General features: G+C 60.0%; 14 protein-coding genes and 1 pseudogene. 11 read left to right on the forward strand and 4 right to left on the reverse strand.

Annotated elements, in window-relative coordinates:
* Positions 1-80 precede the first annotated feature (80 nt).
* Both NKI79_RS32460 and NKI79_RS32465 read right to left on the reverse strand, forming a co-directional pair.
* A complete protein-coding gene (locus NKI79_RS32460) occupies positions 81-251 on the reverse strand; it encodes a hypothetical protein (protein WP_352807339.1) in 171 nt (56 codons plus the stop codon).
* Positions 252-418: 167 nt separating this feature from the next.
* Positions 419-733, reverse strand: a complete 315-nt coding sequence (locus NKI79_RS32465; RefSeq protein WP_352807342.1) for a hypothetical protein — start codon at positions 731-733, stop codon at positions 419-421.
* A 315-nt stretch (positions 734-1,048) separates the two neighbouring features.
* Between NKI79_RS32465 and NKI79_RS32470 the strand changes: the two are divergent.
* Positions 1,049-1,387, forward strand: a pseudogene (locus tag NKI79_RS32470) (helix-turn-helix domain-containing protein); the annotation flags it as partial.
* Here NKI79_RS32470 and NKI79_RS32475 read toward each other — a convergent pair.
* Positions 1,380-1,586 (reverse strand): hypothetical protein, encoded by a 207-nt coding sequence (locus tag NKI79_RS32475; RefSeq protein WP_352807344.1) that lies wholly within the window; start codon positions 1,584-1,586, stop codon positions 1,380-1,382. The pseudogene NKI79_RS32470 and the gene NKI79_RS32475 overlap by 8 nt on opposite strands.
* A gap of 42 nt (positions 1,587-1,628) precedes the next feature.
* On the opposite strand from NKI79_RS32475, the gene NKI79_RS32480 reads away from it, so the two are divergent.
* Positions 1,629-2,063 carry a type 2 periplasmic-binding domain-containing protein gene (locus NKI79_RS32480; protein WP_352807347.1) on the forward strand — a complete coding sequence of 145 codons (435 nt, stop codon included), beginning with the start codon at positions 1,629-1,631 and terminating at the stop codon, positions 2,061-2,063.
* A 529-nt stretch (positions 2,064-2,592) separates the two neighbouring features.
* Positions 2,593-2,820 (forward strand): hypothetical protein, encoded by a 228-nt coding sequence (locus tag NKI79_RS32485; RefSeq protein ID WP_352736940.1) that lies wholly within the window; start codon positions 2,593-2,595, stop codon positions 2,818-2,820.
* A gap of 14 nt (positions 2,821-2,834) precedes the next feature.
* On the opposite strand, the gene NKI79_RS32490 is transcribed toward NKI79_RS32485, so the two are convergent.
* Positions 2,835-3,023: a hypothetical protein gene (locus NKI79_RS32490; RefSeq protein ID WP_352807349.1), complete on the reverse strand. Its 189-nt coding sequence runs from the start codon at positions 3,021-3,023 to the stop codon at positions 2,835-2,837.
* 473 nt (positions 3,024-3,496) lie between these two features.
* Between NKI79_RS32490 and NKI79_RS32495 the strand changes: the two genes are divergently transcribed.
* From NKI79_RS32495 to NKI79_RS32530, 8 genes are all read left to right on the forward strand, one after another.
* Positions 3,497-4,180, forward strand: a complete 684-nt coding sequence (locus NKI79_RS32495; RefSeq protein WP_352807351.1) for an MAPEG family protein — start codon at positions 3,497-3,499, stop codon at positions 4,178-4,180.
* Positions 4,181-4,240: 60 nt separating this feature from the next.
* A complete protein-coding gene (locus NKI79_RS32500; protein WP_352807354.1) occupies positions 4,241-5,878 on the forward strand; it encodes a methyl-accepting chemotaxis protein in 1,638 nt (545 codons plus the stop codon).
* A gap of 25 nt (positions 5,879-5,903) precedes the next feature.
* Entirely contained in the window at positions 5,904-6,368 is a 465-nt protein-coding gene (locus NKI79_RS32505) for a chemotaxis protein CheW (RefSeq protein WP_352807356.1), read from the forward strand.
* Positions 6,368-7,612: a CheR family methyltransferase gene (locus tag NKI79_RS32510; RefSeq protein ID WP_352807359.1), complete on the forward strand. Its 1,245-nt coding sequence runs from the start codon at positions 6,368-6,370 to the stop codon at positions 7,610-7,612. The genes NKI79_RS32505 and NKI79_RS32510 overlap by 1 nt, the downstream gene beginning before the upstream one ends.
* A complete protein-coding gene (locus NKI79_RS32515) occupies positions 7,609-8,328 on the forward strand; it encodes a chemotaxis protein CheW (protein WP_352807362.1) in 720 nt (239 codons plus the stop codon). Before NKI79_RS32510 ends, NKI79_RS32515 begins: the two co-directional genes overlap by 4 nt.
* On the forward strand, positions 8,325-10,619 hold the full coding sequence (locus NKI79_RS32520) for a hybrid sensor histidine kinase/response regulator (protein WP_352807365.1): 2,295 nt from the start codon (positions 8,325-8,327) through the stop codon (positions 10,617-10,619). Before NKI79_RS32515 ends, NKI79_RS32520 begins: the two co-directional genes overlap by 4 nt.
* 22 nt (positions 10,620-10,641) lie before the next feature.
* Complete coding sequence (locus tag NKI79_RS32525; protein WP_352807367.1) at positions 10,642-11,652, forward strand: chemotaxis response regulator protein-glutamate methylesterase; 1,011 nt, start codon at positions 10,642-10,644, stop codon at positions 11,650-11,652.
* A gap of 13 nt (positions 11,653-11,665) precedes the next feature.
* The coding region (locus tag NKI79_RS32530) for a GGDEF domain-containing response regulator (RefSeq protein ID WP_352807368.1) at positions 11,666-12,416 on the forward strand (751 nt) is incomplete at its 3' end.

Consider the following 12,416-nt stretch of genomic DNA (forward strand, 5'->3'; position numbering starts at 1 on the left):
TGCCGTGAAACTCTGCTGGGCCTGGCGGCCAGCGGCAAATGGAACGGGCCAAGGCAATCCAACTGGCAGCAGTCGCCCGATTAGTTGAGACCGAGTGCCGCTCGTTGCGTACCCTCGAACGGAACTTCGCTGTCGACGATGTCCGCTTTCAGGCAATGGCGAGGGGATGCTGAGCGGCTGATATGCGGCGCATTCCAGACCTTCACTGTCAGTTCGGTGCGCTTTCCATGCTGGCAACGGTTGGCTGTCATGAATATGGGCGATCCAGACGTGCTCGCGCACTTTCGGCCGTCGAGCGCTCAGGGTTGCGGGCCTCAATGATGGCCAGAAGATCAGTTCCGAGTTGGTGCAGACAAACGTTCCGCGCCCACCGGCGAGCTTCGGATTATCTGAGCGAGGCTGACCGGCGAGGTCCGCCTCAGGCTTTCCACATCGTCGAGCGGAGCAGAGTTCGCACGTGCTCCGGTAAGTCGAGTTCGCCGCGCGCCTCAACCTCTAAAAGATATTGGGCTTTGGCCAAGCGATCGCGTTCTCCGGCTGCAGGATGGGCGCAGATGGCCAGCAGCGCCCTTTCCTCCTCCCGGCTCGCTCTCTCGTGATCGCCGTTGCCGCTCCCCATCTTGTGCATGGCCTTGCCGAACGCCGTGTAAGCTGTTTTGTGCGCCTCGATCAGCGCTCGCAGCCCATTGGACGTCTCTTGGTCTCGACGAGGTGGTTGTGCGGCGAGAGCCATTGCGGCAGCAGTCGAGGCAACGACGGTGCTGCCGGACCGGAAAATCAAGGCACGGCGGCTGATCTTGGACGTGGCGAATTCTCCTTTCGCTGTCGTAGAAGTCACGGAACCTTAACATGACGGTTCGCGCATTCCTGTCAGGATGGGAGCCGTGTCGGCGCGACTGGGGCAATGCGGAGCATGTGCATAGGGATGAGCAGAGGTCGAGCCCGACAAAGGCGCGGCTGAATCTCGAACGTGCCGGCAGGCTTTTCTAGGTGTTTGATCCCGGGCTTTTGATGGTGCAGTCTTCTCGCAGGAATGGACGGATGCGCTATGGGCCAGGTTCCACACGGGAGCGCCACGACGACAGAGGCGATCCGTCGAGCGATACAAAACGGCCAAGAGAGCCTGAGGGCTCTGGCAAAGCGCTACGGGATCAACCAGAAGACCGTTGCCAAGTGGAAGAAGCGCAACTCGGTCGCCGACCTTGCGACCGGGCCGAAAGAACCGCATTCGTCGGTGCTCTCGCTGGAAGAGGAAGCAATCATCGTCGCCTTCCGCAAGCACACATTGTTGCCGCTCGATGACTGTCTCTATGCGCTTCAACCGACGATCCCTCACCTATCGCGGTCTTCATTGCATCGCTGCCTGCAGCGGCACGGCATCAGCCGATGACCGTGTCGCCGAGGTGTGATCCCAAGCTCTTGGAGAGGCGCCGGGTGACGTGTCGCATGAGATCCGGCGTGGCGCGGTCGTAGCCATAGACCCACTCCGGGAAGTTCAGCGGCTCTTGCGCCGCCCAGATCTCGTCGTGTCGGTCGGGCGGCAGGATGCGAGCCGGGTCGCCGACAGCCACCCAGCCGATCGGCACCGTGCTGCCGGCGGCAAGGCGGGTGCACAGGTGGACGGTTGCATGGACGCGTACTTCCGTGCCGCGGCCGAGATGTGCGCTGTATGGCGCGAGCCTCTTGTCTGGGCATGGGCGGATCGTAGCGGCGTGAATCTTCCGGACCGGCTGCCGTTGGCGGTGTTGCCGGAACCTTGCCCCTACAGGGAAGTTGCTCTTGAACGGCTTGCCAAGGCCGGGATCAGCCAGCGCACGGTGATGATCTGCGCAAGCAACTCCAGCCTGAGGGCGGCTGCCATCTCAGGCTTTGCTGTAGCGCCGATGATCGCCAGTCAGCTGAGAAACGGCCTGGTCAGGGTACCCGAAAGCTACGGTCTGCCAGAGTTACCAGAAGCGGAGTTCAGGCTATTTGCCGCATCGAACGGCGATACCTCCGTCCTCGAAGAACTGGCGGAGGCCATCATGAATGCCGTTCCTCGAAGGCACGCTGGCGAGGAGTGATCCTGAACTCGCACCGACGTCTGCTTTATGGCTAGTTCCGAATGTGGCGCCGACGCTTTGAGATCGGTCGTGTCTTCAGGAGTGTGCGCGTATCGTGGCACGGCGCGAGCATTTCCGGGTCGAGGAGGCAGCAGGCCTCCATTCCCTGATCGTCACATACGACGTGCTTGGCTTCGGGGCTGGATCTCAGAGCCTCGCCAAGGTCGCCAAGCACTTTCCGGACAACTACGGACCTCGCTTGGCTGTTGAAGGAGTGGCGCCGGCAGGGGCGCGTGTCGGCAGCAAACCATCGGTCGTGAGCGAATAAGCGGCTGGCCCTCATACGATCCGGCCATATTCATGGCGCGATCCGGGTATCGACGCGCGGTGTGTTGACAGGGAGCGCGTTGGTCATTCGGCTCATCGCGCCTTTGTCGCGGCTGCAAAGACGGCCGGACCATATTGGCAGCGCTCATCACTGATAGAGGAACGGCGGCACCCCGTCGCCCGATATCAGGGAACGATATCGCCCCCCATGTATTAGAAACTGATGGACACTATGGAACCCCACGGCCACGGGATAGCGGCCGATATTTTGACATCGGAAGTTGCCATTGCCAGGCAGCGCATCCATCGGACCGAGCTCGCGCTTCAACGCACTGAAGAAATGCTGGCCAAGAATCTCGCGCTTTGCAGCAGGATACGAGCTGCGGTCGAGGCCGCAGACCGCTTGGTGAAGATCGATCCCCCCAGCTTTGAAGGACGTCGCGCCGGTTGAACTGGGCCGGCGTTTCATTCGTCGCGACCTTCGGCCCGGCGGCGCCACCACTCGCGCTCAAGCACGGCGGCAACCATGTCCACAGACGGCGAGCGCGGTTCATCGTGGGCGGCTTGGTGCTCGGCCCGGAACCGATCGTCGTCCATGCGGCCGATGGCTTTAGCGACGTGCGCCAGCCATTGGTCGAAGCGGCGGAACGACATGTCGCCGTCATGCCGAGGCTCTGTGTCGGGGATGGTCGGGGCGGCGATGGGTAGTGGTACACTATACGTTAGTGCTGTCGTCACCGCATTCGGGTCCGCATTTCTGGTACTGGCGGGCGCTCTCTTCACCGCAAATGGGTGATCTCGTCCCCGCATGGCCCCTTCGGTGCGGTGCTCTCGTCCCGGCGCTGTTTTTTTCGGAGCCGACACAATCTTCGCGGACGCCATTTCATGAAATCTTTGCTGGCCGGCGACAGAACACGCTCCGGCCAGTCGACGGGAAACTCGGTCAGGATATAGATGGTTGCCCGGCTGCCATTCTGACTGTGCTTTCCAGTTCAAGTGCCCCCTTTTGGAAACCTTAATGAAGCCGCGTCAAGCAGATCGGCTATGGCGCGATCAGCAGGTCGATTGCTTCAGCATGACGCGCAAGCACCGTCTGGTCCACTGCGATTCCAGGGAGCGGAGACAACATGGAAGTCTATTGGTTAAGCATTCTCGGCGTGCTCGCACTCTGCTCGCTATCGGTAGTATTGGCAATCCACTCGGGTTCGTCCAAGGGATTTGCAGGAGCCTGGCAGGACCGGTGGTCCCGGCAGACGACGATAATCGGGCTCTACAGGATCGACCGGGTTCACATGAACTCGGTCGAGGCACTGGCACCCTTTGTCGTGCCCGCGGCGCTAGCGATGATGGTTGGTGTTGGAGCGGCCAGTTTGGCGACATTGGTCTGGACCCACTTGGCGATACGCCTCCTCCACCTGGGAATCTACCTGCGTGGCGGAAACGCCGCCAAGGGAGGTAGCGTCAGGACGATCTTGTACGTCTCTGGCGCGCGGGTTTTTGTGACTGGATGGGCAGCACTCAATTTACCTTGGCGCCACACCTTGGTGGCCACAGTTCACGATAAGGGGGAAGAAGTCGCTCAACTCCAAGCAGCGATCCCTACCCCGATAGAAGCTCCTGAGCATGCTAAGGAGGTTCGGCCTCTAAGGCCGGTAGGAGACGGCATCCGGCCATGCAAGCTCTGCTGCCACCCGCGGGCTGCCGATCTGTACATGCCACAGCATCTGGATTGTGGCGGGAAACGTGAACGGAAAAGAAACGATCCAACATTAGCTTTTACGATTACAACGCACCTCGCCCGCTCGGCGTAGTCGCCATGCGAGGCTGGTAGCGTGTAACAAATTGGCGCCTCCACGGCAGAATTGAGCCTGATGAACAGCTTGACTATACGTCGCCGCATACTGGTCAGTTTCGCCGCGGTTCTGGTGGTCATGTCAGTTATGGCCATCATTGCGTATGTTTGGTTTCTCCAGACCGAGCAAGAAGCGAACAGGGTGGAGAAGGAGATCCTTCCAGATCTTTATCACAGCACCCAGATCATGATGGGACAGATGGATGCTCATAGCCTTCTCCAGGAATATGCTCTCCAGGACAATCCTGCCGAGAAGCGGGCTTTTGAGGAGACAATCAAGGCGAACCGCGATGCAGTGCAACGGTCGATGGACGAGTATGAAGCGACCATTGTTTCTGATGTAGACAAGCAGAACTACGCGGCCGTCAAGGACGTTGCGGGTCAGTTCCGCCAAGCCGAAGCCGCTGTGCTGGATGCTAGCCGGGCGGCGTTGGCGAAGGGAGAGATTCCGAACGAGCGCCCGGCAATCAAAAACAATGTCGAGCCGATCTTTCGGAAATTGCAGTCGGCCCTGCAGGCTATGGTCGAGGATCACAGAGGCGAGGCAAACAGCTCGACCCAAAGAATTGGCGAGATCGTCCGTACTGCCGAGCTGGGCCTGATTGCCGGTTTTCTCGCAGCACTAGGTTTGGCACTTTTGTGCGGCTATTTTCTTTTCCGTGCCGTCACAGTCCCGCTTGGTCGATTAGTCGACCTCGTCCGCGTAATGCGCCAGGGCGACTTCAGCGGCCGTCTCGACTTGAAGCGCCAGGACGAGTTCAGCACTTTGGCTGACGGCTTCAACGCCATGGCCGACGATCTGACCACGCTGATAGGCCAAGTTCAGAAATCCAGCATTCAGGTCAACACATCGATCACCGAAGTGGCCGCAACCTCAAAAGAACAGCAGGCTACCGCCAACGAGATCGCAGCTACAACCACCGAAATCCGGGCGACGGCGAAGGAAATATCCGCCACGTCCAATGAGCTGGTCCGCACGATGAGCGAAGTTTCTGCGGTCGCCGAACAAACCGCCACACTCGCCACCGGCGGACAGGCAGGGCTGTCCCGCATGGAGGCAACAATGCAGCACGTTATGGAAGCCGCCACCGCGATCAATTCCAAGCTGGCAGTCCTCAGCGAGAAGGCGGGGAACATCAATCAGGTGGTGACCACGATCACCAAGGTTGCCGACCAGACCAATCTTCTTTCGCTGAACGCGGCCATTGAAGCTGAGAAGGCGGGACAGTATGGGCGAGGTTTTGCGGTAGTGGCAACGGAGATCCGGCGGCTCGCCGATCAAACGGCCGTCTCGACATACGACATTGAGCAGATGGTGAAGGAAATCCAATCCGCCGTGGCGGCCGGCGTCATGGGCATGGACAAATTCTCCGAAGAGGTCCGGCGCGGCATGCAAGAAGTGCAGCAGGTCGGGGGCCAGCTCTACGAGATCATCCAGCAGGTTCAGGGCTTGGTACCACGCTTCGAAGTCGCCAATGAAGGAATGCAGGCGCAAGCAACGGGTGCAGGGCAGATCAGTGAGACGCTGATCCAATTGAGCGAAGCGGCGCAGCAAACTGTCGAATCCCTGCAGCAATCCACGCAGGCGATCGACGAACTCAATCAGGTTTCGGGCGGGTTACGCAGCAGTATTTCCCGTTTCAAACTGCGGGCCTGACCAGAACTGCCTGCGAGGGGACGAAATGCTATTCCTCGGGTTCTCCATGGGCGGTGACCGGTACGTGCTGGACGTAGGTCAGATTGAGGAGGTGGTGCCTTACATCGGCGTCAGGACGCTGCCGGGCGCACCAAGCGGTGTGGTAGGCGTAATCAATTATCGCGGGGTATCCGTGCCAATGATCGATCTTAGCCTGCTTGCGCTTGGGCGGCCCTCGTCGCCGGTCCTGAGCACACGGATTGTTCTCATACGCTATCCGGCCTCTGATGGTGAGGACCACCTGCTTGCCCTCGTAGCTGAACAAGCGACCGATATGTTCGACCGGGATGCTTCTGACTTCGCGCCGTCGGGGATGGAGGCGGGAACTCCACCCTATCTGGGGCACATAGCGACGGACGACAAAGGGCTTGTTCAGTGGGTCAGGGCAGAAGCGCTCCTCTCGAGAGAGATCCGCAATACGCTGTTCCGGCAGGTCGCGACGAGTTCATGATGTTTGGTGCTGTTGAAAAGCTGCTGAAGGAAACGATTGGACTGGACACCGGCACCGTCGGTGCGTCGGTCGTCCGTCATGCGCTCCGCGAACGGATGGTTGCCTGCCGGATCGGTGAGCTTGAGGCGTATTGGGAATTGCTAGCGTGCTCCCCATCCGAGCTCCAGGAACTGATCAACGCCGTTGTTGTACCGGAAACCTGGTTCTTCCGAGATCGTGAGGCTTTCGCTGCGATGACGCGTCATTCAACGGCTCGCAAGCGGCCGGGTCATCCCATAATGCTCTTAAGTCTACCGTGCTCGACAGGCGAAGAGCCCTATTCGATGGCGATGGCGATGTTCGATGCCGGTTTCGGCGCCCAGGATTTCAAGATCGACGCTGTCGATGTGAGCACGGCTAATCTTGCGGCCGCCGAGCGCGCCGTCTACGGGCGCAACTCATTTCGCGGTGGTTTCCTCGAATTCAGAGAGCGTTATTTTCACGCAGCCGAAGGCGGGCTTCGGCCTGACCTATCCATCGTGAATCAGGTCCAATTCAGGCTCGGCAACCTGTTCGATCTTGTGGCATTGCCCAGTCCAGCACCCTACGACATTATCTTTTGCCGCAACCTTCTGATTTATTTCAATCGGCCCCTGCAAGATCGCGCCCTGGTTTGTCTAAAGAGCCTCCTCGCGCCGGGGGGCCTTCTGCTCGTCGGGCCGGCGGAATCAGGGCTTCCCTTTCTGCACGGTTTTGTTTCGGCCCGATTACCCATGGCATTCGCGTTCATCAACGAGGGGCCCTCTCAGATTGCCACTCCGATCGCACCGCCCAAAGCGCGTCCCCCTGTTGCGGGCCTTGTTCAAGCCTCTCCAGGCGCGAAGGCTCGGCCCACTACCCGGCCGGTCATTGGCAAGGTAGAGCGCGGCCCTATCCCCCTGCCCGAGCGGACAGCCACGAGTCTCGCTGCGGTAGAGCGCACCGCCAATGCGGGACGAGTTGCAGAGGCAAAGGAACTCGCACTGTCGCACCTTACGGAATTTGGCCCGTCCCCGGAAATTTTCTACCTGCTCGGGCTGGCCCACGATGCAGCGGATGCTCGTTCCGAAGCGATCCAGAGCTATCGAAAGGCCCTCTATCTAGAACCCCGCCATCAGGAAGCCCTCGCCCATCTTGCGCTGCTCCTTCGTAAGCAGGGCGACATCGCCGGGGCCGAAGCACTGACGGGGCGGCTCGGCCGGATCGAGAAAAGGAGCGGCACTTGACGTCAGCTGTGTCCGGTAGTGCATCATCGGTGCCGGACCTCGCCGTCGGCGACTGCTGGCGGCAAATAGGCGTTCGTGGTGACAGGTCGTGCCCTGAACTGGAGCAGCATCTCCACTGCCGGAACTGCCCGACCTATAAGGAAATCGCACGCAACCTCCTGAACCGTCCGCTGTCGCCCGGCTATCGGGACGAGTGGGCTCGACATTTTGCCCAGGCAAGGACCGACGTAGCCGTCGGGAATGCCGAGGGCAGTGCATTTCAGACGGTCGTTGTCTTTCGTCTCAGCGAGGAATGGCTGGCGCTTCCGGTTGGCTCCTTCCAAGAAGTGGCCGAGCTGCGTAGCATTCATTCGCTGCCACATCGCAGGAACAGCGCGGTTCTCGGCATCGTCAATGTTCGAGGCGAACTGCTAGTCTGCGTTTCGCTTGCCAAGCTGCTCGGAATCGAGGACCGCAAAACGGCGGATCGGGGCCTGCGGACCAGCGCATTTCCACGACTGATCGTCGTCGGCAACGGTGACAAGCGCGTTGCCTTCGGTGTGGATGAAATGCACGGGATCTATCGCTACAAACAGAGTGACCAGCTTGCCGTGCCCGGGACGGTTGGGAAAGCGTCTTCGAGCATGACAGCCGCCATGATCTCGTGGCGAGAGCGCGCGGTTGGCTGCCTGGACGAGGCACTGCTGCTGGCCATGCTCGATCGAGCCATCGCATGAGCGGCGCGGACTACAGCCAGTTTTCCATGCTGGACCTCTTTCGTGCGGAACTGGCGACGCAGTCACAGGCCCTGACGTCTGGTCTGCTGGCGCTCGAACGCGATCCCATCTCCGCCCAGAGTCTGGAAGCCTGCATGCGGGCTGCCCATTCGCTGAAGGGCGCCGCCCGGATCGTCGATCTAACCCCGGCAGTAGAAGTTGCGCACGCGATGGAGGAGTGCCTGGTCACAGCCCAGCGGGGGCAGCTCAGGCTCGGTCGCGAGCACATCGATACACTTTTTAAAGGCATCGATCTCCTTGGGTTGATAGCCACGGAGCCTGCTTCGTCGGATGAGAGCGCCAGACCGGACATAGCTAGTTTTCTGCTGGCGCTCGAGCAGGCATCCTCCCCATCGCATTACAAGGTGCTGGCAATCTCTGAGGCGGAGGCCGCCGCCTCAAATCCTGCCCAGCCTGAGGCCATTTGGATCTCCTCGACCAGGGAAACAGGCGACCTCAATCGATCTGAGCCAGCTTTTCACGGCAATGGCAGCGCCGGTTCCGATCGTATGGTGAGGGTGACGGCCGACAGTCTGAACCGCTTACTCGGGCTTGCCGGTGAGTCGCTTATGGAGGCTCGCCGTCTCAGGCCGTTCACCGACGGGCTGCTGCGACTAAAGCGGCTTCAGTCGGATCTCGCCAAGGCCTTCGACGAGCTCGGTAACGCACTGCCCGAGACTCCCAGCGACGAACGGACGGTGCACGCACTGGCGGCGGCGCAGCAAAAACTTCGGCTCAGCCAGACGTTCCTCGCAGAGCGCCTTAACGAACTGGACTCAATCGACCGCAGAGCCACTGACCTTGCGAACCGACTCTATGATGAAACGTTGGCGAGTCGCATGCGCCCGTTCGAGGATGGTGTGCGGCACTATTCGAGGACTGTCCGCGACCTTGGGCGCGCCTTGGGGAAGAACGTGCGGTTGGACATCGTTGGGGGGTCGACCGGAATAGACCGCGACATCCTGGACCGACTCGACGCACCACTGGGGCATCTGCTGCGCAATGCTGTCGACCACGGACTCGAACTGCCCGAGGAACGTGTTTCAGCCGGCAAATCGGAGGAAGGTGTCATTAGGCTGGAAGCACGGCACAATGCAGGCCTGCTGCAAATCATCGTCGCGGACGACGGCAGGGGGATCGATCTGAACAAGCTGCGCGAAACGATCGCGACGCGTGGCCTGACCACCGAGGAGACGGTCGGCAAACTTACCGAGACGGAATTGCTCGAATTTCTGTTTCTGCCAGGCTTTTCGATGAAAGCGACAGTTAGTAATCTCTCGGGACGCGGCGTCGGCCTCGATGTCGTCCAGGCGATGGCCAAGCAGGTCCGAGGCCTGGCAACCGTCTCCTCAGAGTCCGGCATCGGAACGCGTTTCCAGCTCCAGCTGCCATTGACCTTGTCGGTGCTGCGAACGCTGCTCGTCGAGATTGATGGAGAGCCCTACGCTTTCCCGCTCGCAGGCATCTCAAGCACCGTAAAGTTACTGCGCACTCGCATCGAAATGCTCGAAGGCCGGCCGCATTTCCGCTTCGGGGATCGACAGATCGGACTGATCACCGCCCACGAGATTCTTGATCGCGCTGAACCGCAAACAGATGCCGATGAACTCTCGGTGGTCTTGATCAATGGCAATCACAGTGAAGCGTACGGGCTGATTGTCGACCGATTCCTGGGCGAGCGCGAGTTGGTGGTCCGACCACTTGACCCCCGCCTTGCTAAGGTCAAGGACATCAACGCGGCGGCACTGATGGAAGATGGTTCGCCCGTCCTGATCATCGATATCGACGATCTGACCCGATCAGTCGACAAGCTCGCCTCGTCCGGCGGGCTTCGGACTTTGCGGCGCGGTACCGCCGGCCCCGATCAGAGGAGGCGCAAGCGCGTTCTGGTAGTTGACGATTCTTTGACCGTGCGCGAGCTGGAACGCAAGCTGCTGGACAATCACGGCTTTGAGGTGGAGGTCGCGGTCGATGGTATGGATGGATGGAACGCCATCCGATCTGAGCCATTCGATCTTGTCATCACCGATGTCGATATGCCGCGCATGGACGGCATCGAACTCGTAACCTTGATCAAGAAGGATGGCCGGCTCGCGAACACCCCGATCATGATTGTGTCGTACAAAGATCGTGAAGACGATCGCAGGCGCGGTCTTGATGCCGGGGCCGACTACTACCTGACCAAAGGCAGCTTTCATGACGAGACGCTGCTACACGCGGTCGTAGACCTAATCGGCCAAGCGGCAGAATGAGGCGCAGCTTGGGGACCCATCAATGAGGATTGCTATCGTCAACGATATGCCCCTTGCGGTCGAGCTTCTCCGGCGACTGGTTACGTCAACCCCGGAGCATCAGGTCGCCTGGATCGCGGTAAACGGGCGCGAGGCCGTAGTGGCCTGTCAACGAGACCTCCCGGATCTCATCCTCATGGATCTGGTGATGCCTGAAATGGACGGCGTCGAGGCTACGCGCAGGATCATGGCGGAGACGCCGTGCCTGATTCTGCTGGTCACGGCGAGCATTGAGGCCAATATCCCGGGAGTCTATGAAGCGATGGGCTATGGCGCCCTTGACGCGGTCGACATCCCATCTATCGGCTCTAACGGCCCGGGATCAGTTCGTCTCATCAAGAAGATAACGACGATCAGCAAACTCGTACGTGACGCGCCATCTCCAAACGGGAGGACACAGATGGTGCTCCCCGCTCTGTCATCGGCACAACACCTTATTGCCATCGGTGCGTCAGCGGGCGGACCAGCAGCTGTCGCCGCGATCCTCGCCGCGTTCCCGAGCGATTTCACGGCCGCAATAGTTCTCGTCCAGCATCTCGACGCGCAGTTCGTGCCCGGTCTTGCAAACTGGCTGGGCCAGCATGCAGCCCTTCCAATCCGTCCCGCGCAGGAAGGAGATGAGCCCGAGCCCGGCACTGTTCTCATTGCTGCCACGGCAGATCATCTGGTCTTCAAGTCACCTCGCAAGCTCGGCTATACGGCGAAGCCGCACGACAACGTCTACCGTCCATCCGTCGATGTATTCTTCGAGAGCACCGCTCAACGGTGGCGGGGTGCGGTGATCGGTGTCTTGCTCACAGGGATGGGTAGAGATGGTGCCCAAGGACTCAAGCTGCTTCGCGACAAAGGGCATTTGACAATCGCGCAAGACAGCGCGTCGAGTGCAGTCTATGGGATGCCCAAAGCCGCAGCTGCCATCGGTGCAGCTGTCGACATTCTGCCGCTTGACTCAATCGCCCGGCGCCTTGTCGAGGCGTGCGGCCGATCTTCGTGAAAGGGGTTGCGCTATGACAGGCAAACCAAATCTCGTGTCGCCCCAGGCGGATAATTATTCGTCGATGGTTCTGCTCGTGGACGATCAGATAATGGTCTGCGAGGCGGTCCGGCGGGCGCTTGCCAATGAACCAGACATAGACTTCCATTTCTGCACCGATCCGCTCAAAGCGACGACAGTTGCCGATGAGGTGAAGCCAACAGTCATCCTGCAGGACCTGGTCATGCCGGGTGTTGATGGTCTGGACTTGGTGCGGCAATATCGAAAGAATTTATCGACGCATTCTGTTCCGGTCATCGTGCTGTCAAGCAAAGAGGATCCGGCAACCAAGGGTCAAGCTTTCGAAGCGGGGGCGAACGACTATCTGGTCAAACTGCCCGACCGCATCGAGCTTGTCGCTCGCGTCCGTTATCACACTCGCGCCTATCTGGACCACGCTCAGCGAGAGGAGGCCTATCGCGCGCTCCGAGAAAGCCAGCGGCAGTTAATGCGGGCAAATCTGGAGCTTGAGCGCCTCACACGGATCGACGGCCTTACCGGTCTCGGAAACCGGCGCTATTTCGATGAGTATCTCGCGGCGGAATGGAAGCGCGCAATCCGCACGCAGAGTCAGTTGTCGCTTTTGATGATCGATGCAGATCACTTCAAGCGCTATAATGACACCCATGGCCACATGGCGGGCGATGAGGTGCTGAAGCAGGTCGCCGGTGTGATCCAGAGCACTTGCAATCGCTCTACGGATCTCGCTGCGCGATATGGGGGCG

The sequence above is a fragment of the Mesorhizobium sp. M0340 genome (genome assembly GCF_040321535.1).
GTDB lineage: Bacteria > Pseudomonadota > Alphaproteobacteria > Rhizobiales > Rhizobiaceae > Mesorhizobium.